General features: G+C 71.7%; 15 protein-coding genes. 9 read left to right on the forward strand and 6 right to left on the reverse strand.

The window, feature by feature from the left end:
• Positions 1-307: 307 nt before the first annotated feature.
• Positions 308-2,788 (reverse strand): DUF11 domain-containing protein, encoded by a 2,481-nt coding sequence (locus F6W97_RS17435; protein WP_230686757.1) that lies wholly within the window; start codon positions 2,786-2,788, stop codon positions 308-310.
• Positions 2,789-3,015: 227 nt separating this feature from the next.
• Between F6W97_RS17435 and F6W97_RS17440 the strand changes: the two genes are divergently transcribed.
• Positions 3,016-3,735, forward strand: a complete 720-nt coding sequence (locus F6W97_RS17440) for a sulfotransferase-like domain-containing protein (RefSeq protein WP_155371410.1) — start codon at positions 3,016-3,018, stop codon at positions 3,733-3,735.
• A 24-nt stretch (positions 3,736-3,759) separates the two neighbouring features.
• Here F6W97_RS17440 and F6W97_RS17445 read toward each other — a convergent pair whose 3' ends face one another.
• A complete protein-coding gene (locus F6W97_RS17445) occupies positions 3,760-4,659 on the reverse strand; it encodes an aminotransferase class IV (RefSeq protein ID WP_155371411.1) in 900 nt (299 codons plus the stop codon).
• Positions 4,660-4,856: 197 nt separating this feature from the next.
• Between F6W97_RS17445 and F6W97_RS17450 the strand changes: the two genes are divergently transcribed.
• Both F6W97_RS17450 and F6W97_RS17455 read left to right on the forward strand, forming a co-directional pair.
• A complete protein-coding gene (locus F6W97_RS17450; RefSeq protein ID WP_230686758.1) occupies positions 4,857-5,528 on the forward strand; it encodes an acetoacetate decarboxylase family protein in 672 nt (223 codons plus the stop codon).
• A gap of 66 nt (positions 5,529-5,594) precedes the next feature.
• Positions 5,595-6,368, forward strand: a complete 774-nt coding sequence (locus F6W97_RS17455; RefSeq protein WP_155371413.1) for a toll/interleukin-1 receptor domain-containing protein — start codon at positions 5,595-5,597, stop codon at positions 6,366-6,368.
• Here F6W97_RS17455 and F6W97_RS17460 read toward each other — a convergent pair.
• Positions 6,337-8,142 (reverse strand): SIR2 family protein, encoded by a 1,806-nt coding sequence (locus F6W97_RS17460; RefSeq protein WP_196279196.1) that lies wholly within the window; start codon positions 8,140-8,142, stop codon positions 6,337-6,339. The two genes, F6W97_RS17455 and F6W97_RS17460, sit on opposite strands and share 32 nt — an antisense overlap.
• Positions 8,143-8,372: 230 nt before the next feature.
• Between F6W97_RS17460 and F6W97_RS17465 the strand changes: the two genes are divergently transcribed.
• The 4 genes from F6W97_RS17465 (at position 8,373) to F6W97_RS17480 (ending at position 11,700) form a co-directional block, all read left to right on the forward strand.
• Entirely contained in the window at positions 8,373-9,347 is a 975-nt protein-coding gene (locus F6W97_RS17465) for a cation diffusion facilitator family transporter (protein WP_155371415.1), read from the forward strand.
• A gap of 42 nt (positions 9,348-9,389) precedes the next feature.
• Positions 9,390-9,725, forward strand: a complete 336-nt coding sequence (locus tag F6W97_RS17470; RefSeq protein ID WP_407924585.1) for an ArsR/SmtB family transcription factor — start codon at positions 9,390-9,392, stop codon at positions 9,723-9,725.
• The gene (locus F6W97_RS17475) at positions 9,725-10,414 is read left to right on the forward strand and encodes a cation efflux transmembrane domain-containing protein (protein WP_155371416.1); all 690 of its coding nucleotides are present in this window, start codon (positions 9,725-9,727) and stop codon (positions 10,412-10,414) included. The genes F6W97_RS17470 and F6W97_RS17475 overlap by 1 nt, the downstream gene beginning before the upstream one ends.
• A 287-nt stretch (positions 10,415-10,701) precedes the next feature.
• Complete coding sequence (locus tag F6W97_RS17480) at positions 10,702-11,700, forward strand: Acg family FMN-binding oxidoreductase (protein ID WP_155371417.1); 999 nt, start codon at positions 10,702-10,704, stop codon at positions 11,698-11,700.
• A 30-nt stretch (positions 11,701-11,730) separates the two neighbouring features.
• Here the strand turns inward: F6W97_RS17480 and F6W97_RS17485 are convergent, their stop codons facing one another.
• The 3 genes from F6W97_RS17485 to F6W97_RS17495 all read right to left on the reverse strand — a co-directional run bounded on the left by F6W97_RS17485 (position 11,731) and on the right by F6W97_RS17495 (position 16,688).
• Positions 11,731-12,585: a hypothetical protein gene (locus F6W97_RS17485; protein ID WP_230686759.1), complete on the reverse strand. Its 855-nt coding sequence runs from the start codon at positions 12,583-12,585 to the stop codon at positions 11,731-11,733.
• Between the two features lie 75 nt (positions 12,586-12,660).
• A complete protein-coding gene (locus F6W97_RS17490; RefSeq protein WP_155371418.1) occupies positions 12,661-14,490 on the reverse strand; it encodes a choice-of-anchor B family protein in 1,830 nt (609 codons plus the stop codon).
• A 116-nt stretch (positions 14,491-14,606) separates the two neighbouring features.
• Positions 14,607-16,688 carry a cellulase family glycosylhydrolase gene (locus F6W97_RS17495; protein ID WP_407924583.1) on the reverse strand — a complete coding sequence of 694 codons (2,082 nt, stop codon included), beginning with the start codon at positions 16,686-16,688 and terminating at the stop codon, positions 14,607-14,609.
• A 475-nt stretch (positions 16,689-17,163) separates the two neighbouring features.
• Here F6W97_RS17495 and F6W97_RS17500 point away from each other — a divergent pair, with 475 nt between their 5' ends.
• A complete protein-coding gene (locus F6W97_RS17500) occupies positions 17,164-21,459 on the forward strand; it encodes a molybdopterin-dependent oxidoreductase (RefSeq protein ID WP_230686760.1) in 4,296 nt (1,431 codons plus the stop codon).
• 52 nt (positions 21,460-21,511) lie between these two features.
• Positions 21,512-22,183, forward strand: coding sequence for a pyridoxine/pyridoxamine 5'-phosphate oxidase (locus F6W97_RS17505; RefSeq protein ID WP_230686761.1), 672 nt, complete (start codon positions 21,512-21,514; stop codon positions 22,181-22,183).
• Positions 22,184-22,319: the final 136 nt, after the last annotated feature.

Consider the following 22,319-nt stretch of genomic DNA (forward strand, 5'->3'; position numbering starts at 1 on the left):
CGGGCCACCGTAGTCACAGTGCGGGCCTTCGACGACCCCCTCCGCTCCACCGTGGATTATGTCCACAGGTCGCCTCTGCCCTCGACATGGTCACTCCGTTCAGGGGAGTACGAGTGCGATCCATTGGACGTTTCTCGGTGGCCACAGGGCCCTTGCGGGGCGATCTGCCGATGGGGGCACCCTGGCCCGGCGGCCATGGCAGATGTGATCCGCGCCACAAATGAGTCGCGGCACCCGGGTGGGTGCCGCGACTACCTCGTGTTGGCGCTGCTCTCCGTCGGGGGACAGCCGGCGGAGAGCAGCCTGATCACCGGGCGCGCAGTTCCTGTGCCCGGTCCGGAGACCCGAGGATGCACAGCAGCGAGCAGGCCGTCGCCGACGACGTGCCCGATGTGGTCGGCGGGGTGCCCTGCGGCGCGCCGGCCGCGCTGTAGTTGACGCTGGCCGTGTTGACCAGCGGCAGCAGCAGCAGGAACGTCGAGCAGTGGATCTGCTTGCTCGCCCCGGCGGCCAGTGTGAACGTGCCTCCCGCCGTGACGCAGCCCGGCGCGACCGAGTCGTTCACGGTCACCCCCACCGCGTCGACCGGACCGGTGTTGGTCACCGTGATCCGCCAGTACGCCGTGCCGAGGACCCCGAGCAGCCCGGCCGGGCTGGACTTGCCCCACGGTCCGACACCGCCCGGCCCGCACCGCGAGGCCCGGGTGTCCTTGCAGATCTCCTTGTTGACGGCGATGTTCGGCTGGCAGGCCGCACCGGGGTTGATGGGCTGCTGCACGGTGTTGGAGGTCAGCGCTCCGCCGGCGTCGGTGCCGGTGGCCGTGTTGGACACGGAGTACACGCCGCAGTCGCTGCTCAGCTTGGTCTGGAAGCAGATCTGCGGCGGGTCGCCGTCGAAGCCGGCGACCAGGTGCGGCTCGTTGCCGCCGCCGAAGTCGTCGACGTTGAGCAGCCGCAGGCTGGCCTCGATGACCAGGGCCGGATGGGTGCTCGGCGAGATGCCGGACAGGTCGACGCTGCCGTCGGCGGCGAACGGCAGGGTCGCGATCACCGTATTGTCCGGCTTGCTGATGGTCGCGGCGGAGTTGGCCAGGTCGATGTTGGCGATGTCGATGTCGACCAGGCGCGCGTCCTGGTATCCGGTGATGTGCCCGGAGGCCCCGTCGCAGTAGAAGTCGGGCGTGGTCAGGGTCAGCGACGCCCCAGCCCGGAAGCAGGGCGACGCGCCGGTGATCGGGTCCATGGAGAACAGCAGACCCGCGTCGCCGAGCCCGAGCAGGCACTCGCCGGCCTCGTCGTAGTCGTAGCCGTAGTCGCGGGTGGCGCCGCTGCCGCCGACGCCCGGGTGGGTCTTCGGGAAGGCCATGCCGGCGCAGGCCGCGCCGGTGTTCCAGTCCCAGCAGCCGGTCGCGCCGAGGATCGGCCCGCCCCAGAACGGGAAGTAGCTGCGCAGGTGCCCGTCGGGGCCGGTGATGACCTTCGGGTTGAAGGTCAGCGTCCCGTTGGGCAGCGCCGGGAACGCGGGCGGGGTCAGGGAGGCGCCCGCGATCGTGTAGCAGTGCAGCTGGTAGACGCCGCCCGCCGGAGGAACGCAGACGCCCTCCTCGTCACCGGTGGTGGTGTACGTGGTGAACACCCCGTAGGTGATCAGGCCCGCCGGACCGGCGGCCTTCGGGGCGGCCCAGCCGGTGCAGGCGCTGTTGGTGGCCGGGTCGAAGCAGGCGAGCTTCGCCCCGCTGGTCGGCGAGGAGGAGATGAAGATCTTCCCGTCGGCGAGGGTGGTGGAGCCGTAGAACTGCATGTTGGTGTTGGGCGCGGTGTCGCTGTGCGGCGCGACGATCCCGGTGTACGGCTGCCCGGCGCACGGCGTCCGGGTGGACATCGTCAGGCAGAGCACCGATCCGTTGGTGGACGCGGCGTACAGGTTGCCGTTGGTGTACTCCAGTCCGGCGATGTTGTTGCTGGCCGACGGGGAGCCGCCGGTCGGGGTGAGCGGGAAGAAGCCGCAGTTGGCGCGGGCGTCCAGGTCGAGGCAGGCCACGCCGAGGGCGGCGGCGGTGTGGGCGGGGAAGTAGACGACGCCCGGCCGCTGCGGGTCGAAGACGAACTTCGGGGCCATCGGGCTGCCCAGGTCGCCGGTGCTGCCGGCGCCGAGCGGACCGGGGGTGCTGTTGAGCGGCCGCGGCCAGGGGCCGCCCGCGCAGGGCTGGGCGGTGAGCAGGTTGATGCAGACCACCTTGGGAGCGGCGGTCACGAGGTGGTGGTAGACGTTCCACGACTCGATCGCGCCGTTGGCTGACCGGTAGAGCACCGGGGTGAACCCGTCGCCGCCGGTCGCGGTGGTGGTGGGCTGCACCGGCGGCAGCAGCAGCCGGGTCAGGCTGGTGCCGCCGGGCTGCAGGTCGGGGTTGGTGGCGCGGACCGCGACCGTGCCGGACCCCGGCTCGGTGGTCGAGAACGTCGTGCCGTCCGTGGACCAGGACCTGACCCAGTCCGGCGGGACCTTGAGCGAGCCGGGGACCAGCGCCTGGCCGGAGCCGATCGGGTCGGTGACCGTCACCGAGCCGCCCGCGCCCGGGTCGTCGTAGGACATCACCCAGTTGACGACGTCGCCGTGGTCGGCGGGGTTGGACCCGGGATCGGTGACGTTCTGCACTGATTTGACCAATGTGCCCGGTGCCAGCGGGGGCGGGTCCGCCGCCGCCATCACCGCCGGTGGCGCGAAGGTCAGGGCCAAAGCAGCGGCCAGCAGCAGGATGGGCCGGGTGCCGATTCGTGATCGTCGCACGGTGACGCCTCTCTCGACGGAAACCGTGGCGCAGGTGCGGGCGGTGACCCGTCACGCTGCGCCAGATGGTGGACGCCGACCGTAACCCGCTTAAATGTGTGGATTGATGAATGAGATCATGAATGGGCACGCTCTTCACCGGTTCGGGTGTCCTGTCCGGCGTGGTGTCGCCCACCCGCTAGCGATCTTTCGTGGGTACGCTGCGTCACGGAGCGAGGAGGCGCGAGATGGTGACTCGGGTGGCGATGTGGTCGGGGCCGCGCAACGTGTCGACGGCGCTCATGCGCAGTTTCGGCGCGCGGGCGCACACGCTGGTCGTGGACGAGCCGCTGTACGCGCACTACCTCGACGTCACCGGCCTGGACCACCCGGGCCGCGCCGAGATCCTGGCGAGCCAGCCGCGGCGCTGGCAGGACGTCGCCGCGGCGCTCACCGGACCGCTGCCGCCCGGCGTCGACGTGCACTACCAGAAGCACATGACCCACCACCTGCTGCCCGACATCGGCCGGCAGTGGCTGGGCGAGCTGGCCAACGCGTACCTCATCCGCGACCCGGCGCACGTGGTGGCGTCGTACGCGAAGGTCCGCGGCGAGCCGACCCTCGCCGACCTCGGCTTCACCCAGCAGGCCGAGATCTTCCGTGCGTACGGCGGCCCCGTGGTCGACGCCGCCGACCTGCTCCGGGACCCGGCCGGGGTGCTGGCGAAACTGTGCGCGGCGCTGGGCATCGGCTGGGACCCGGCGATGCTGAACTGGCCCGCCGGCCCGCGCGACACCGACGGGGTGTGGGCGCCCCACTGGTACGCCAATGTGGAGTCGTCGACCGGCTTCGCCGCGTACGACCCGTCCCCGGCGCAGGTGCCGAACCGGCTGCGTCACCTGGTCGAACTGGCCCAGCCCTACTACGACGAACTGCACGCGCACCGGCTGACGGCCGCGGCGGTCTGACCCGCAGGCCGCCGCCTGCCCTGCTCAGATGACCTGGGTGCCCGACGTGCGCGCGTGCGCGAGGTAGACGTCCGCGATCCGCCTGGTGACCGGGCCGATCCCGCCGTCGCCGATGGTCCGCCCGTCGATCAGCGTCACGCCCGCGATCTCGCCCATGGTGCCGGTGCAGAACACCTCGTCCGCGGAGTACATCTCGGCGAGCGAGATGTCGCGCACCTCGACGGCGATGTCCGCGTCGGCGGCCAGGGCGAGCACGGTCTCCCGGGTGACGCCCTCGGGGCAGGCGACCGTGCGCGGGGTGGCCAGCTGCCCGCGTACCACCGCGAACAGGTGGGTGGCGTTGGTCTCGGCGACGAAGCCGCGCCCGTCGAGCATCAGCGCGTCGTCGGCCCCGGCGAGGGTGGCCTCCATCTTCGCCAGGATCGAGTTGATCAGGTTGTTGTGGTGGATCTTCGGGTCGAGCACGTCCGGGCCGGGCCGGCGCACGCTGGAGGTGGCCAGCTTCAGGCCGCCGGTGTCGTACACCGGGGCCTTGTGCTCGGCGAGCACGATCAGCGTGCAGCCGGACTGGTTGAGCCGCGGGTCCATGCCGCTGGTGACCTTCACGCCGCGGGTCAGGGTGAGCCGCACGTGCACGCCGTCGGTCATCTCGTTGGCCCGCAGCGTCTCGGTCAGCGCGGCGGTGATCTCGTCGTCGGAGGGCACGTCGGCGAAGCCGAGCGCGGCCGCCGAGCGGCGCAGCCGGGCCAGGTGAGCGTCGAGGGCGAAGACTCGGCCCTGGTAGAGGCGCAGGCCCTCCCAGACCGCGTCGCCGCCCTGCACGACGGAGTCGAACGGGGAGATCCCCGGCTCGTCGCGGTGGCGCAGCACGCCGTTGACCCAGTACTTCAGGTCGGCGTTGCGCTGGTCATAGCGCTGAAGCATGACGGAGCCCTCCCGGTGTCGACGCCCAAGGAGATCATGTCCGTGGGCCGGGGGTCGAGGGGACCCACCGCGCCGCCTGTGACGCAGGTCAACACCGGGTTATCAGGATGTCGACAGTAGTCGATATTCGATTGCCCGGCGGGGCGAGCCGCTCGTAGCTTTCTGGCTACACACAGCAACGTCCAGGAGAGATCTCGATGCCCAAGCTCGAAGCCCCTCAGCTCGTCGTCAACAGCCGGATGCTCTACTTCGGCTGGGTGCCCGCCGACCCCGACGCGGTCGCGGCGCTGGTCCCGGCGGGCCTGAAGCCCATGGCCAACCGCCAGGTCTTCATGAATCAGTACGTCGTCGACGCTCCGGAACAGACCTCCGGTTTCGGCGCCTACTCGCTGACCTACATCGGCCCCGACCTGGAGGACGCGTACGCGCCCGACGGCGTCACCCCCGGCCGCTGGTGGACCCACTACTTCAACTCCAGCGCCGTGGTGCGCGACTACGCCTCCGCCCGCGGCGTGCCGGCGAGCGTGGGCACCACCACCATCGAGATCCACGGCAAGAAGCTGACCGCGACCACGACCTCCGACGGCGTGCCGGTCATCCGCACCACGGTGCGGGTCGGCCACAAACTCGGCGAGACCGCCCGCGGCCAGCTGCGCTATCTCACCGAGGTCGACGGGAAGTTCGTCGCGGGCAACTACCCGTTCATCTCCGAGCCGGTCGCCGACTTCGAGGTCGAGAAGCTGGAGTTCCTGGACAACACCCATTCGGTGTACGCGCTGCGCCCGGCGAACCCGCTCGAGATCACCTGGGGCTTCTACGCCCCTCGTGCCTCCTTCGCCTACCCGGGCGGCGAGTCCACCCTGGACTGATCCGGTCAGCCCATCGCGCCTCGGGACGTGTCCGGTGCCGAGGCGCGATCCGATTACCATGCGGCCATGAGTGGTCCGGTATTCATCAGTTTCAGTCGTGAACGCGATGCGGCGTATGCCCAGCGGCTGGCCGCCCACCTCATCGCCGCCGGGCTGCCCACCGTTTACGACACGCAGCCGATGTCGGACGGCTGGTGGTCCACCTATACGCGGGCGCAGCTCGACGGCTGCTCCGCCGTGATCGCGGTGATGACGCCCGCCGCGGAGCATGACGGTTGGGTCGCCCGCGAACTGGACCACGCGCGGCGGCTCGGCCGCCCCGTCCTGGCCGTGCTGGCGGCCGGGACGCCGTGGCTCGAAGCGACCGAGTGCGACGACGTCACCGGCGGCGGCCCGCCCGGTGCGGACCTCCTGCGCCGCCTGCACGTCGCGGCCGGCATAGTCGCGCCGCCCGCCGCTTCCGTGGGCAGCGGACACACGGTCCCGCTCCGGGGCGGCGCGATCGCGAGCGCGGTCGGCATCGAGGTCCGCGGCGGGGTGTTCGTGCCGCTCCTCGACGCCGGAACGCGGGTGCCGTGCACCCGGACCGAGTGGTTCACCACCGCGGACGACGGCCAGCCCGCCATCCAGGTGCACGTGTTCCACGGCACCGGCACGGCGGTCGCCGAGGCCCGGTCATTGGGTTCCTACGAACTGGTGCTGGACCGGGCCCCTGCCGGGGTCCCCCAGATCGGGGTGACCTTCCAGGTGGACGAGCTGGGCGAGTTCCGCCTCACCGCCGCGCACGCCGACGGCCGCGAGGTGACCGTCAGGCCGCCGTCTCCGAAGCAGCCTGCCTGAGCTGCTCGGCCAGCACACTGAGCCGGCGGCCGTACGCCTCGCCGTCACGGCGGCCCAGCGGCGTGCGCTCCCAGATGTCGCGGTCGGCGTTCTCCCGGAAGTCGGTCTCCCAGTACAGCGTCCCGTCGGCCGCCCACTGCGAGTCCACGGCGAAGCCGCCCGGCGCGGGCCCCAGACCGTCGCCGACCCCGAACAGCGACTGCGCCAGCGCGGTGCGGTACTCGGTGCGGTGGTAGAGCTGCAGGAACGAGTCCTCGTCGCCGACCAGCGGCAGCAGCACCGGCAGGGTGTCCTCGCGCAGCAGCCGGCTCTGCGGGTACTGCCAGGTGACGCCCTGCCAGCGGGGGAACGCGTTGACGGTGTCGAAGTCGAGCACCCGGCAGTCGTGCAGCGCGTCCATCGCGGCGACCGGCCGGTGGCCGTTGCCGGCGCGGATGCGCCAGGTGGGGCGGCGCAGCAGCCGCAGCAGCACGTCGTCGTGGTAGGACGCGACCGCAGCCAGGCTGGCCGTCTTCAGCGCGAGCAGCGCCGGGTAGTGCTGGAGGTTGGTCCAGCGCGGGTCCGGTTCGCCTTCCGTGCGGCGGCGGGCGCGCATGAGCTGCTCGATGACGCGTACCCACAGGGCGGTGTGCTGGCGGTCGCGGTCGAGGTAGACGCCGTGGGCGAGCAGCCGCATCAGGGTGTCGCAGCGGGCGCGCACGTCGTCGTGGACCCGCTGGAGGGTGGCCGGGTCCTGCGCCGGGGGCGCCGGGGGCATGGTGCGCAGGTAGTCGCGCAGCCGCCGGATCTCGGTGTCGAACAGGTCGGCGACCTCGATGTGCCGGACCGGGTCGGGCAGCAGCCGCTTGAGCCGGGCCACCGCCATGGCCTTGGTCAGCGGCGGGTCGGCGAGGTCGTCGAGGGCTTCGAGCCGGTTGACGAGGTCGGGGAAGAACTGCTCGGCGGCGGCCCCGGTGATGACGTGGGCGCGGTGCTGCGCGACGAGACGTTTGGCGATCTGGCCGAGTTCGCCGCGCGACGCCCAGAACAGCGGGTAGCGCCGGGACCGGGTGCCTTCGAGGGCGGCGACCAGGCCGTGGTCCCAGTCGCCGGACCAGCCGTTGACGATCAGGCCGTACTCGTCGAGGACGCGTTCGAGCAGCCGCTGCCACGGTGCGCTGTAGGCGCGCAGCTCCTCGACGGTGTTGAGCTGGTCGGTGCGGGCGTAGTCGCCGTGCAGCTTGATGACGGTGCAGCGGGCGTGGGGGAGCGGCTCCATGCCCTCGATCGCGCCGGGGCTGGCGATGACCTGCGGGAAGATGCCCTCGGCTTCGAGCGCCTGCTCGATGAGCCGGTCGAAGTTGGTGGTCACGATGACGCGTACCGCGCCGCGGGCGACGAGGGCCGCGATGGCGCGGTGGGCCGTGCCGGGGACCTTTATGCCCTGCTGGCGTTCCTCGGCGGTGGGTTCGAAGAACGACGCCAGTAGCGCCCGGCGGGCGGCGGGGGTGCTGGCCAGCGATTCCAGCAGGGCGGAGTAGCCCAGCGGTGCGCCGTCGCCGTGTTTGGTCCACCACTGCTCGATGTCGGCGTCGGTGGGCATGGCCTCGCCGGCGGCCGCGGCGACCTTCGCGACCAGTGCTGTCACGACACCCCAGCCGGTGGGCACGCCGACTGCGGTGGACGTGCCGGAGCCGAGCAGCAGCGCGTACACGCCGGGTTGCGCGTGCACGGCGGTGGCGAGGCTGATCCGGGCGTCGAAGAGGGGGCGGCGGGCGGCGAGGAGGTCGTCCATGGCGGCAACCATAGACATCCGTGGCGACAGATGGGAGGGCGCGTCCGCGGGCCGACAGAGTGCGGTCCCACGGTTGCGTACCGTGGTGTCAGGCGATGACATCCGTTCCCATGTTCATGTTGCAATGAATTCATGGTTCGCTGTACTGTCGGCGTGCTGCGCGCGTCGGGGCGGCTCTTTCCCCTGCTGGGGCGCACGATGTCAGCATTCCGGGCACGAGGTGGACGACGATGCATGACGACCATGACGACCATGACCACGACGGGCACGGCCACGGGCACAGCCATGACGGGCACTCCCATGGGGTGAGCCGCGACGCCGACCGGCGCTGGCTGGCGATCGCGCTGTCGGTCATCGCGGCGTTCATGGCGGTCGAGGTCGTCGTCGGCGTGCTCGCGCAGTCGCTGGCCCTCATCTCCGACGCAGCCCACATGCTCACCGACGCCGCCGCGATCGTGCTCGCGCTGGTCGCCATGCGGTTCGCGGCCCGGCCGGCAGGCGGGCGCTACACGTTCGGACTCGCGCGGGCGGAGATCCTGTCCGCCGCGGCCAACGGGCTGAGCCTGCTGCTGCTGGCGGGCTGGCTCGGCTACGAGGCGATCGCCCGGCTGGCCGAGCCGACCGCGGTCACCGGGTGGATGGTCGTCGTCACCGGGCTGCTCGGCCTGGCCGTCAACGTGCTGGCGGCGTGGGCGATCGGCAAGGCCAACCGGACCAGTCTCAACATCCAGGGCGCGTACCAGCACGTGCTGATGGACATGTTCGCCTCGGTCGCGGCGACGGCCGCGGGCCTGGTGGTGCTGCTGACCGGCTGGGCACGCGCCGACGCGGTCGCCACGCTGGTCGTGGTCGCACTGATGGTCAGGGGCGGGTGGGGCCTGCTGCGCGAGTCCGCCCGGGTGCTGCTCAACGCCGCGCCCGCCGGGGTGCGTCCCGAGGTGATCGGAGTGGACATGCTCGCCGCCGAGGGTGTCGTCGAGGTGCACGACCTGCACGTGTGGACGATCGACTCCGGGCAGGCGGCGCTGTCGGCGCATGTGCTGGTCGACGAGCCCGCCGACTGCCACCTGGTGCGGCGGGCGCTGGAGCGGTTGCTGGCGGCGTCGCACGGCATCACCCACACCACGTTGCAGGTGGATCACCAGGTGCGGGAGAGCGTCGACGAGCACTGCGAGTCCGCGCACGGGCAGGTCCACCGCCGCTGACCCGCGTTTGTTCAGCGTTTGGTGTACTATCCGGTCGTGGACGTGATCGCCTCGCCGCCGACCTACGGGCAGGTGCTGGCCCGCTTCGGGCACGCACTGTCCGACCCGACCCGCGCCCGCCTGCTGCTCGCCCTGCGCGACGGCCCGGCATACCCGGCGGAGCTGGCCGACCTGCTACAGGTCAGCCGGCAGAACATGTCCAACCATCTCGCCTGCCTGCGCGGCTGCGGCCTGGTCGTCGCCGTGCCCGAAGGGCGCCGCTCGCGTTACGAGTTGTCCGACCCGCGCCTCGCGCACGCTCTCGGCGACCTGCTCGGCGTGGTGCTGGCCGTCGACCCGACCGCCTGCGCGGCCGCGGTGACCGAAGACTGCTGCTGATGAGCGACCGGCCGGCGATCGCGGCGGCGCCCGCGCGCCGGCCGCTGCTGGTACGCCGGATCCGGTTGCTGGTCGCGGCGACCATCACGTACAACGTCGTCGAAGCGGTCGTCGCGATCACCGCCGGGCGGGCCGCCGGTTCGACCGCGCTCATCGGGTTCGGCCTCGACTCGATCATCGAGGTGTCCTCCGCCGCGGCGGTGGCCTGGCAGTTCTCCGCCGCCGACCACGAGCGCCGGGAGCGGGCCGCGCTGCGGGTCGTCGCGGTGTCGTTCTTCGCCCTGGCCGCCTACGTCAGCTTCGAGGCCGCGCAGGCACTGCTCTCCGGGCACCGCCCGGACCACTCGACGGTCGGCATGGTGCTGGCCGCCGCGTCGCTGGCGATCATGCCTGGTCTGTCCTACGCCCAGCGACTCGCAGGAAGGGAACTGGGTTCCCGGAGCGCGGTCGCGGACTCGAAGCAGACGCTGCTGTGCACGTACCTGTCGGCGGTGCTGCTGCTCGGGCTCGCCGCGAACAGCCTGTTCGGCTGGTGGTGGGCGGACCCGATCGCCGCCCTGGCCATCGCCGCGGTCGCGGTCAAGGAGGGGCGCGACGCCTGGCGGGGCGACGCCTGCTGCGCCCCCGTGCCGCGGACCGGCGGCGCCGAGCAGGACAGCGACTGCACCGACGGGTGCTGCCGCGGCTGAGTCGGCGTTCAGGAAGACCGGCCGCATTCCGGTACGCCGAAAGCGATGTTGGCGGGTCAGAATGTGCCCTGATCCGCATAGACTGAGGTTGCCTCGCTGTACGTGTCCTGGAGACCGTGCGGCGGGGCTCTCACGTTCCTCCGCTCGCCGATAACGCGAACCTCCTGCACGTGGCGGGTCAGGGCGAGTATTCGTAGAGGAGCAGGGCCGCAGCGCCCGGCCGGGATCGCGCGTCGGTGTCCGGCCGCGGCCGCGGGCGCAACGGGCACCTTCTGGAGGCAGCCGCCATGAGCTCCACCGCCGAGGAACACCACCGGCCCGCCGCGGCCGCGTACGCCCAGGCGGCCGAGGCGGCCGGGCGCGCTCCCTCGATCCACAACACCCAGCCCTGGCACTGGCAGGTCCACCCCGACCGCCTCGACCTCTACGCCGACACGTCCCGGGCGCTGCCCGGCATCGATCCCGACGATCGGATGATGCTCGTCAGCTGCGGGGCAGCACTGCACCACGCACAGGTGGCGCTGCGGGCGCAGGGCCACACCGCGCAGACCCGCCCGCTGCCGGACCCGGCGCAGCCGGACCACCTGGCCACCCTCGTGATCAGCGGGGACGAGCCGGTGACCGCGGAGGCCGTACGCCTGGTGCAGGCCCTGCAACTGCGGCACACCGACCGCCGCCCGACCGTCGACACCCCGGTCACCGCCGAGCAGGTCGACGAACTGCGCCGCATCGCGGGCGAGCTCGACGTGCACCTGCACAAACTCACGCCCGACCAGGTCAGCGAGCTCGCCGTGGCCGTCTCGCGCGCCGAGGAGGCCGCGGCGGCCGAACCGGCCTGGCAGGCCGAGACCGCACGCTGGACCGGCCCGGAGCGGCCCGCCGGCGCCGGGCTGCCACCGGAGGTGCTGCCCGACCGGCGTCCGGAGACCGACGTCGGCGAGCGCGACTTCGGCGCCCGCGGCGCGCTCGCCGTCGGCGGGGGCCACGACAAGTCCTCGACCTACGTGGTGCTGTTCGGCTCCGACGACGACCGTGCCGCCTGGCTGCGCGCCGGGCAGGCACTGTCGGCGGTGTGGCTGCACGCCACCGGTCAGGGGCTGGCGGTGCTGCCGTACAGCCAGGTCATCGAGATCGACGGCACCCGCGCGATGATGCGCCGGCTCCTGTCGAACCTCGGCTACGCGTACATCGTGCTGCGGCTCGGCGTGGCCGACCCCGACCACCCGCTGCCCGGACACACGCCGCGCCTGCCCTTCGACACCACCGCCACGGTCGATCCCGCCTGACGTGCCCCGCGGGCCGGAGCCGGACGCCGGTCAGGTGACGAAGACGGTGAACGATGCGCGGTGTACCTGGCCGGCCACCTTGAACTCCAGGTAGAGGCGCTGCTCGCCGCGGTTGGCGAACTCGACGTGGAAAGCCAGTGTCGCGTCGGGGGCGTCGGCGGCGGCGTGCGCGTGGGTCAGTCCCAGGGTGCGCACCTCGAAGGCCGACAGGTGCGCCATCGCGCCGAGGTGGGGTTCGAGGACGGGCGGTCCGGCTGCCGAGGAGACCCGGAAGCGCAGCAGCTCGCCCCGTCCGGCGCGCAGGTGGGTTACCCCGTCGAGCCTGGTCAGGGTGAAACCGTCGGTGGTCACGGTCGGGGCGGGCGCGGGCAGCGGGGCGAGCCTGGTGTCACCGGTGATGAGGAAGGGCAGGCCGAGCACCGTCGGGTGGCCGAGGGCGTCCTTGCCGCGGGGGACGAACTCGGCGTAGAAGCGGTACGCGCCGCCGTCGGTGACGTCGACCTTCGTGGCCCAGGTGTCGTCGACGAGTTCGGGGTGCAGGTGCCGGTAGCCGCTGGCGTCGTCGCGTACCAGGTAGAGGTGTAGTTGCTTGGTCTGGATCGTCTCGTAGGAGCGCAGCGGCAGCCCGTCGGGGCCCAGGATGCGGAAGGCGACCGGGATCGCCTTGCCGCGCTTGGCGGGCAGCGTGACGGGCTGGATGAGGTAGCCGTCGTGGCTGTCGGACAGCCCGTCGCTGTGCATGAACGGGGTCGGTGACGGCGAGGCCGCGGGGGCCGCGCCGGACGGGCTGGCGGGCAGCTCGTCCAGCACATATCCGATGGTGATCGCACCGGCGGTGACCAGCACCAGGTACGGCAGGAAACGTCGCCACTTGCCGACAGACACGCAGGTCCCCTCCCATGGAGCGTTAGGAAGGGCACCTTCTACAACGCATGGCGATGTGAAGGTGCCCTTCCTTTCTTACTGGCGGGTGATGGTGACGTCGTCGACGCCGGCTTCGAGGAGGCTGGCGGTGGACGTGTCGGCGGCCTGGACGAGGATCTGGACGGACTGGCCGGCGTACGCGGACAGGTCCCAGCTGCCGGCCGTCCATGCGCCGTTGCGGTTGGACGCCGCACCGGCCTGGTTGAACAGCTGCGTGGTGCCGCCGGAGTGCACGACCGAGACCCGGAAGTAGTCGGCGCTGGAGGCGTTGCTGCCGTGGGCCAGGTACCAGGACAGGTTGAGCTTCAGGACGCCGCTGCCGGGCAGGGTGATCGACGGCGAGCGCACGCTGGTGACGCCGCCGTCCACGTCGTAGTCGCCTGCCGCCGCGCCGGCCAGGCGGCCGGTGACCAGGTCGTTGACGCCGCTGACGGTGGTGCCGAGCTGCTTGGCGCCGCTGGAGGTGGTGGCCGCGGGGTCGCCGCGCTCCCAGACGCCCAGGGTGGCGGTGTCGGTGCCGGAGGGGTTGACGGTCCAGCCGGTGGCGGTCTCGAAGGTGTCGCTCCACACCGTGGTGACGGGCGCGCCCGGGTTGTGCTTGACCAGCACCAGGCCCTGCTCGATGCCGCTGATGGCGATGGTGCCGCTGGCGAAGAACGGGTACACGTTCCAGGCCCCGTTGAAGCCGGTGTTGTTCGACGCCGGGTAGATGTCGAAGTAGGCGATCTCGCTCAGCGCGTTCGAGGCGATCCCGGTGATGTCCAGGATGCGCAGCCCGGCACGGTAGCTGGCCTGGTAGGCCTTGGTGCCGATGATGTACAGGTTGTGGTCGGTGGCCTGGATGGTCGGCGACACGTGCACCCCGGTGTTGACCGGCGCGTTGAGGTCGGACACGTTCCAGATGAACGTCTTCGTGCCGGGCAGGTCCGAGTCGGTCTCGTCGTCCATCAGCAGCCGGGCGTGGTCGCCGGTCAGCCAGCCCTGGTGGGTGTAGCCGACGCCGACGTACCCGGTACGCGACAGCTGCACCGGCGCGGCCTTGTTGGTCACGTCCACGATGGTCAGCGTGTCCACGTTGTAGTTGAAGCAGATCTCGTGGTTCGTGTAGGTCGTGTCCGGCCCGTGGTAGACGACGCACTGGTTCTCGTGCACGTAGCCGTCGTTGCTGACGCAGCCCGCGTTGACGGGGACCTTCGGGTTCTGCACGTTGACCATGTGCACGCCGCCGCTGCACGTGTTGGTGCCCACGGCGTAGATGAAACCGGTCTGCTCGTTGACGGCGAGGGTGTGCGAGTTGCCGAAGCCGGTGTAGCGGGCGTCGGCGGCGAACGTCTGCGGGGTGGTCACGGTGCGCAGCCGGGTGAGGTCGAAGACCTGCATGCCGTGCGAGCTGATCGAGTCCGCGCCGATGTAGGCGTGGTTGGCGTACACCTTGATGTCGCGCCAGGAGCTCGACGTGCCGTTGTAGGACGGCAGGTTGCCGAGGTAGACCGGGGCGGTGGGCACGGTGACGTCGATGAAGGACGCGCCGGTGCTCCGGCCGAAGATGATGTACTCCTTGCCGGTGGTGCTGTCGGTCCAGCCCCACATGCTGTTGCCGTTGCCACCGCCGATCGAGCCCAGCGGGAGCACGCTGAGCAGGTCGACGTTGCTGCAGGGGTAGGTGCCGGCGAAGCCGCCGACGCACGGGGTCGCGGCGAGCGCGGCGGCCTCGGCGCGTACGGGCGCCTCGTAGTCCTGCATGATGCGCCGCGCTTCCTCGCGGCCTTCGGCGCTGTTCGGGTCATGTGCCCAGGCCGAACCGGCGCTCACTGTCAGTGCCAGTACTGCCGCTACGAGCCCAGCTGTTCGCAAGGTCTTTCGCATGGCGCGGTCTCTCCCCTCGACGGTGCAGTCATCGTCACATGCGAATGTTTCAAGGGCAATGAAACTGTGAACGGCCGGTGGCGTCACACCACCGGCCGTTCGGGCAAGCACGGTTCTCAGCTGGTGGTGCCGGTGACCGAACCGCTGGTCGCCTTGGTGACGTAGTAGGTGACCGTCGCGCCGCTCCAGAAGTGGAACGTGAGCGTCACCCGGGAGCCGGCGTTGACCTCCGCGAAGAACTCGGGCTTCAGCGTGATCGTGCCGCCCGCGTAGTTCGGCGCGAACGCCACGTCGAACTCCTTGAACGAGGTCCAGTTGTGCGGGCCGGCGAAGGCGCCGTCGGCGTACTTGGCCTCCATGGTGGCGAGCTGGTCGCCGCGGAACTGGGTCGGCACGGCGAACGACGCCGCGGTCCCCGTCGCGTTGGACACGATCGGGGTGTCGTAGGTGACGATGTCGATCCGCCACGGCACACCCTGGGAGAACCTGGCGTGCAGGGTCGCGTTGACGCCGTACGCCCGGCTGCCGGTCAGGCGGGTCAGCGCGGCGGCGGTGAGCGTCAGCGTGCTGCCGGAGACCGTGTAGTCGCTGCCGTTGACCAGGTCGGTGCTGCCCTGGCGCAGGCCCTGGAAGGTGGTGCCGTTGAGGTTCAGGGCGAGCGTCTTGGCGGTGATCGCACTCGCCTTGGGCACGTACACCTGGTCGGCGTACGCGGTGCCGGAGCGGGTCGTCCAGCTCGACTTGAGCTGCGCGAACAGCTCGGGGTCGCTCCACGCCAGGGAGGTGCGGCCCAGGTGCTGGCCGTTGTCCCACAGCATGGTGGTGAGCTGCTTGGCACGGGCGTAGTAGCCGAGATACTCGAAGAACTTCAGCTTCTCGCCCTGCTGGATGGTGCCGGTGTGCCGGTCGAAGCCGAGCAGGCCGTACTCGCCGATGATCACGGGGATGTTCCGGGCGACGAACGCGTTGTAGACCCGGTCGAACTGCCCGACCAGGTCGGCCTGGGTGGTCGCGTCGAACCGGGTGCCGCCGGCGACGTTCACGCTGAACGGCCAGTAGCCGTAGAAGTGCACCGTGGCGATGAGGTTGGGGTCGTCCAGCTGCGTGAACGTGCTCACCAGCTCGTCGATCCGGGCCTGGTCGGCCGAGGTGTGCAGGGTCGGCAGGACCAGCAGGCGGGTCGCGTTGTTGCCACCCGACTGGCGCACGATCTGGCGGAACGACGTGTTGAGCTCGTGCAGCAGCTGCGCGTTCTGGGCGTCGCCGGAGCTGCCGGTGAACTGCGGCTCGTTGACGCTCTCGAAGGTGAGCTTGGCCGAGTGGTTGCGGAACGCGGCGGCCAGCTGCGTCCAGAGCGCGTTGTACCGGTTGAGCACATTGACTCGGTCACCGGGCATGTTGGCGATCCACTGCCACGAGTCGTGATGGATATTGATCATCACGTAGAAGCCGTCGGCCAGCGCCCAGTCGACCACCTCCTTGACGCGGCTGAGCCACGCGGCGTCGATGGTGTAGCTCGGCGCGGCGCCGTGGTGCTGGCCCCAGGTCACCGGGATGCGGATGCTCTTGAAGCCCTGCGCCTTGACGGTGTCGAGCAGCGCCTCGGTGACGCGCGGGTTGCCCCACGAGGTCTCGTCGGCGCCGGTGGCGTCGAAGGAGTTGCCGAGGTTCCAGCCGGGCTGCATGGCGGCGACCGCGGCCATCGCGTTGCCGGCCGGCGGCCCGGACGGCGACGGCGACGGCGACGCCGAGGGCGACGCCGACGGGGAGGTGCTGCGCGACGGGCTCGGGCTCGACGGCGGCGGCGTGCTGCCGCCGACGCTGCCGGTGCAGGCGACGCCGTTGAGCGTGAACGAGGTCGGGGCGGTGTTCGTGCCCGACCAGGACCCGTTGAAGCCGAACGAGACGGTGCCGTTGGTCGCGATCGCGCCGTTGTAGCCGACGTTGGTCGCGGTGACCTGGCTGCCGGAGGAGGTGACGTTGGCACTCCACGCCTGGGTCACCCGCTGCCCGGACGGGAACGTCCAGACCAGGGTCCAGCCGTTGATCGGGTCACCGAGGTTGGTGACGTCGACGTTGGCGGTGAAGCCGCCCGGCCACTGGCTCGGGGCGGAGTAGGCGACGCGGCATCCCGCTGCCGCGTAGGCGCTCGCGGCCGCGACCATGCCAAGGCCGGTCACCAGGGCGGCGCTCGCCACCGCGGCAAGGCCTGCCCGCCATCGTCGCTTTCGTATCGTGCTCGATTGACCCGTCATGATGCTCCTTAGTCGTGGGCGCGACCTGGAAACGGTGCGCGGCCGGGCTGCCGCGGACACCGCTGATGATCAATGAACATTAGTTTTGACGATAAACTTTGTCAATCGGTGTAGGGCGATGCGAGCGCGTTCGTCCGGATCGGGCGGACTGCGGGAGCACACCGTTTGTGCGATGCCTCTGGCGTCACATGCCCGACCGTGACTCACACATGGCTGGTTGCCGATGTGTGGCGCGCGTAATGTCCAGGGGCGGGTGGTGTGACGCCTCGGTAACGGCGGGTTCCTACCGTCGGGAGGCATCACGGGGCGTCGCCCGGGTGCCTTCGCCGACAGTGGAGGAACAGGCATGGCGTCCGCTGACCGTGCTGGGACGTCCCAGGTCAGGACAGTGTGTTCGTACTGCGGCGTGGGCTGCGGGATGATCCTGCACATCGGGCAGGACCCCGGCGGCAGCCGCCGCGTGCTGAAGGTCTCCGGTGACCGCGACCATCCGGCCAACCGCGGCCGGCTGTGCACCAAGGGCGCCACCAGCGCCGAGATGCTCGCTGCGCCGGGCCGGCTGGCGGCGGCGCGGGTCCGGCCGGCGCGCGGGGCCGAGCCGGTGGACACCGGCGTGGACGAGGCGATCACCCGTACGGCGTCGGGGCTGCGCCGGATCATCGACGAGCACGGCCCGGACGCGGTCGCGCTGTACGTGTCGGGCCAGCTGACGCTGGAGGCGCAGTACCTGGCGAACAAGCTGGCCAAGGGGTTCATCGGCACCAACCAGATCGAGTCGAACTCCCGGCTGTGCATGGCCAGCGCGGGCAGCGGATACAAGCTGTCGCTGGGCGCGGACGGGCCGCCCGGCTCCTACGACGACTTCGACCACGCCGACCTGTTCTTCGTCATCGGCTCGAACATGGCCGACTGCCACCCGATCCTGTTCCTGCGGATGATGGACCGGGTCAAGGCCGGCGCGAAGCTGATCGTGGTCGACCCGCGGCGCACCGCCACGGCCGACAAGGCCGACCTGTTCCTGCAGATCAAACCGGGCGCCGACCTGGCACTGCTCAACGGGCTGCTGCACCTGCTGGTCGAGGCGGGCGACCTCGACGAGCAGTTCATCGCGGACAACACCGAGGGCTGGGCGGCGATGCCGGGGTTCCTGGCCGACTACCCGCCCGCCGAGGTCGCCCGGATCACCGGTATCCCGGAGGCCGACGTGCGGGCCGCCGCGGCGCTGATCGGCGCGGCAGGCAACTGGATGAGCTGCTGGACGATGGGGCTCAACCAGAGCACCCACGGCACCTGGAACACCAACGCCCTGTGCAACCTGCACCTGGCGACCGGCGCGATCTGCCGCCCCGGCAGCGGGCCGTTCTCGCTCACCGGCCAGCCGAACGCGATGGGCGGCCGGGAGATGGGCTACATGGGCCCCGGCCTGCCGGGGCAGCGCTCGGTGCTGGTCCCGGCCGACCGGGAGTTCACCGAGCAGGCGTGGGGCCTGCCGGGCGGCACGCTGCGCACCGAGGTCGGCAAGGGCACCGTGGAGATGTTCTCGCGGATGGCCGACGGTCAGATCAAGGCGTGCTGGATCATGTGCACCAACCCGGTCGCTTCGGTCGGCAACCGGCGCACGGTCATCGCGGGCCTGGAGGCGGCCGAGCTCGTCATCACCCAGGACGCGTACGCCGAGACCGAGACCAACGCGTACGCCGACGTGGTGCTGCCCGCGGCGACCTGGTCCGAGACCGACGGCATCATGATCAATTCGGAGCGCAGCCTGACCCTGGTGTCCGCGGCGGTGCCGCCGCCGGGCCAGGCGCTGCCGGACTGGCAGCTCATCGCCCGGGTCGCCGCGGAGATGGGCTACGGCGAGGCGTTCGACTACGCCAGCGCCGAGGAGGTGTTCGCCGAGCTGCGCGGGTTCGCCAACCCGCAGACCGGGTACGACCTGCGCGGCGTCAGCTACGAAAGGCTCCGGCAGACGCCCGTGCAGTGGCCTGCCGCTCCGGACGGACCCGCCCGCAACCCGGTGCGCTACCTCGATGACCAGCCAGCCGAGGCAGACCGGCCGCGATTGACGTTCCCGACCGCGAGCGGCCGGGCGGTGTTCCATCCGCGCCCGCACCTGCCCGCCGCGGAGCTGCCCGACGACGACTACCCGTTCGTGCTCAACACCGGCCGGTTGCAGCACCAGTGGCACACGATGACCAAGACCGGCAAGGTCGCCAAGCTCGGCAGGCTCAACCCCGCGCCCTTCGTCGAGCTCCACCCGGCGGACGCAGCGGACCTCGGCGTGCAGGACGGGGACCTGGTCGAGGTCGCGTCCCGCCGGGGCCGGGCCGTGCTCCCGGCCGTGGTCACCGAGCGGGTGCTGCCCGGCAGCTGCTTCGCGCCGTTCCACTGGAACGACCTGTACGGCGAGTACCTGAGCGTCAACGCCGTCACCAGCGACGCCGTCGACCCGATCTCGTTCCAGCCGGAGCTGAAGGTCTGCGCCGTCGCCCTGACGAAGGTGGCCGCACCTGCCGATTCCGCCCCGACGACGGCGCAGTGGCAACCGAGGCACGGCGCGCCGGACGCCGATCTGCTCCCGCTGCCCGACGTCGGCGCCCAGGCACTGCTGGCGGCCGATGACCTGGCCCCGCCCGTGTTCAGCCCGGCGCAGCGGCGCTACCTGGCCGGATTCCTCTCCGGGGTGACCGCCGCGCCACCCGCGCCGGCGACCGTGCCGTGCCTGCCCGGCGACGCCCCGTTCGATCCGGACCAGGCGCTGTGGGTCAACGGTTTCCTGGCCGGCAGGTTCTCCCGCACTCCGGTGCCCGGTGCGCTGCCGGACCCGGGCGGCCAGGCTCATCCGGCCGAGGCGGACGCGCGGGTCGTGCAGGTGCTGTGGGCGTCGCAGACCGGCAACGCCGAGGAGTTCGCGGCCACCGCCGCCCGGCGGCTGGCGGAGGTGGGCTGGCAGGCCCGGCTCCGTTGCATGGACGGCCCGGCGCCCGACCTGTCATCCGGCCACGCGCCGCTGCTGGTGATCACGAGTACGTTCGGCGACGGCGACGCCCCGGACAACGGGGCCGGGTTCTGGGACTTCCTGGACGGGCCCGACGCGCCCCGGTTCGACGGCCGCCGCTACGCCGTGCTGGCGTTCGGCGACTCGTCCTACGCCGACTTCTGCGGCCACGGCCGCCGCCTCGACACCCGCCTGGGCGAGCTGGGCGGGGTACGCCTCGCCGAGCGGGTCGACTGCGAACCCGACTACGACGACGTGGCGCTGGCCTGGCTGGACCAGGTCGTCGCCGCGCTGACCGCCGAGGCCGCGTCCGGGCTGGGCACGGCGTCCGTCCCCGGCCGGACGGTGCCCGGGGACGGCGCGGCCGCCGCCCCGTCCGGCCGGAAACCGGTGTCCGACCTAGTCGCTTCACCGACCTCAGACCTCGTGGCCCTGGTGCCGGTGGCCATCCGCCGAGCCGTCACGCGGCAGGCGCGGCCCGGATCAGGATGGTCCGGTGCGTCCGGATCGATCACGGCGGCGGACGGCCCGGTGGGCGTGGTGGCTGCGACCAGGCCGGACGCGCGCGCCGGGGCATCGGCGGTGGGGGTCCTGGACGCCCAGCCGACCAAGGCCCGGCCGCTGACGGCGGCGCTGACCGGCAACCGGCTGCTCAGCCTGGCCGGCTCGGCCAAGGAGGTGCGCCGGTTCACCTTCGACACGAGCGCGGGCACGCTGGACTACGAGGCCGGAGACGCCCTGGGGATCTGGCCGGTCAACTGCGCCGACCTGGTCAGCGAATGGCTGGCCGTCACCGGCCTGCACCCGGACCAGGTCGTCGACGTCGGCGGGCCGGTGCCGCTGGCGGAGGCGCTGCACCGGCGGCTCGACATCACCCGGGTCACGCCGGGCCTGCTGCGCTTCGTCGCCGAGCGCACCAACGACGCGCACCTGAAGACCCTGCTGCGCCCCGACAACAAGGGCGAGCTGGCCAAGTGGACGTGGGACCGCCAGGCCGTCGACGTGGTGGCCGAGCACGCCGTGCGGGCCGCGGCGGAGGACTGGGCGGCCGTGCTGCCGCGGCTGCAGCCCCGGCTCTACTCGATCTCCTCGTCGCCGCTGCTCGACCCGCGCCGGGTCAGCCTCACCGTGTCGGTGGTGCGCTTCGGCAACCATCGCGGGCAGCCCCGCAAGGGCGTCTGCTCGACGTACCTGGCCGACGCCGCAGCGGATACGCCGGTGCCGGTGTTCTTGCAGCGCACGCCGCATTTCCGGCCGCCCGCCGACGGGGCCACTCCAATGATCATGGTGGGTCCGGGTACCGGCGTCGCTCCGTTCGTGGCGTTCCTGCAGCAGCGGCGGGCGTCGGGCGCGCGCGGGCCCAACTGGCTGTTCTTCGGCGAGCAGCGCCGGGCCACCGACTTCTACTACGGCGACGAACTCGGCGAACTCGCCGCCGACGGCGTGCTCACCCGGCTCGACCTGGCGTTCTCGCGGGACCAGCGAAGCAAGGTGTACGTGCAGGACCGCATGCGCGAGCACGGCGCGCAGCTGTGGGCGTGGCTGCAGGAGGGGGCGCACTTCTACGTGTGCGGCGACGCGGGCCGCATGGCCAAGGACGTCGACGCGGCGCTGCGGGAGATCGTGGCCCTGCACGGCCGCCTCGACCCGGCCGCGGCCGGCGCGTACGTCAAGCAGCTGGCAGCGGACCGGCGTTACCTGCGCGACGTGTACTGACCGGGGCCCGACCCGCGTGCCCGTCGAGGACCTGGCCGCGCGGATGCCGGGCATGATCCGGGACAATGACGCCGTGTCCATGCGTGATCTTCTGCGAGGGCTGCCGGTCTTCGCCCAGCCCCTGCCCGCCTTCGACCCGGACGCCGCCGCGCCGGACCCCGCCGACCTGCTGGCAGCGTGGCTGCGGGAGGCCGTCGCGGCCGGGGTGTCCGAACCGCACGCGATGACCCTGGCCACCGCAGGGCCCGACGGCCTGCCGGACCTGCGGGTGCTGATCCTCAAGGACCTCGACGCCGAGGGCCTCTATTTCGCGACCGAGTCGATCAGCGCCAAGGGCGCGCAGCTCGGCGTGAACCCGCAGGCCGCGCTCGGGTTCTACTGGCGGGAGCAGGGCCGCCAGATCCGCGTCCGGGGGCCGGTGCAGCCCGCCGGTCCCGAGGTCAGCGCCCAGGACTTCCTGGCCCGACCGATCGGCTCGCGCACCGCGAGCCTGCTCGGACGCCAGAGCACCGTGCTGCACGACCCTGCTGACCTCGCCGACGGGCTGGCTGCCGCACAGGCTCGGCTCGAAGCCGACCCGGAGCTCGTCGCCGAGCACCACACGGTGTACCTGCTCAAGCCGATGAGCGTGGAGTTCTGGCAGGCCGACGCGCAGCGCCGGCACATCCGGCTGCGCTACCGGCGGACCGCCGATGGCTGGCGCACCGAGCGTCTGTGGCCGTGACCGGCGCGAGCGTGCCGTGCCCCGTGCCGGACGCGGCCATGGCGCGGTGATGCCGCAGCGCCGTGGCGCCGCCCGGAAGGCGGCGCCACGGCGGGGTGTCACAGGGGCTCGCCCCCGGTGTAACCCCGGATGTGGG

The organism is Catellatospora vulcania (assembly GCF_009720385.1).
Classification (GTDB): Bacteria; Actinomycetota; Actinomycetes; order Mycobacteriales; family Micromonosporaceae; genus Catellatospora; species Catellatospora vulcania.

What these genes read in the sequence shown, in the direction of transcription:
- F6W97_RS17440 (WP_155371410.1), top strand. Translation starts at nt 3,016, where the DNA reads ATGGTGACTCGGGTGGCGATGTGGTCGGGGCCGCGCAACGTGTCGACG.
- F6W97_RS17445 (WP_155371411.1), bottom strand. Translation starts at nt 4,659, where the DNA reads ATGCTTCAGCGCTATGACCAGCGCAACGCCGACCTGAAGTACTGGGTC.
- F6W97_RS17450 (WP_230686758.1), top strand. Translation starts at nt 4,857, where the DNA reads ATGCCCAAGCTCGAAGCCCCTCAGCTCGTCGTCAACAGCCGGATGCTC.
- F6W97_RS17455 (WP_155371413.1), top strand. Translation starts at nt 5,595, where the DNA reads ATGAGTGGTCCGGTATTCATCAGTTTCAGTCGTGAACGCGATGCGGCG.
- F6W97_RS17460 (WP_196279196.1), bottom strand. Translation starts at nt 8,142, where the DNA reads ATGGACGACCTCCTCGCCGCCCGCCGCCCCCTCTTCGACGCCCGGATC.
- F6W97_RS17465 (WP_155371415.1), top strand. Translation starts at nt 8,373, where the DNA reads ATGCATGACGACCATGACGACCATGACCACGACGGGCACGGCCACGGG.
- F6W97_RS17475 (WP_155371416.1), top strand. Translation starts at nt 9,725, where the DNA reads ATGAGCGACCGGCCGGCGATCGCGGCGGCGCCCGCGCGCCGGCCGCTG.
- F6W97_RS17480 (WP_155371417.1), top strand. Translation starts at nt 10,702, where the DNA reads ATGAGCTCCACCGCCGAGGAACACCACCGGCCCGCCGCGGCCGCGTAC.
- F6W97_RS17490 (WP_155371418.1), bottom strand. Translation starts at nt 14,490, where the DNA reads ATGCGAAAGACCTTGCGAACAGCTGGGCTCGTAGCGGCAGTACTGGCA.
- F6W97_RS17500 (WP_230686760.1), top strand. Translation starts at nt 17,164, where the DNA reads ATGATCCTGCACATCGGGCAGGACCCCGGCGGCAGCCGCCGCGTGCTG.
- F6W97_RS17505 (WP_230686761.1), top strand. Translation starts at nt 21,512, where the DNA reads ATGATCCGGGACAATGACGCCGTGTCCATGCGTGATCTTCTGCGAGGG.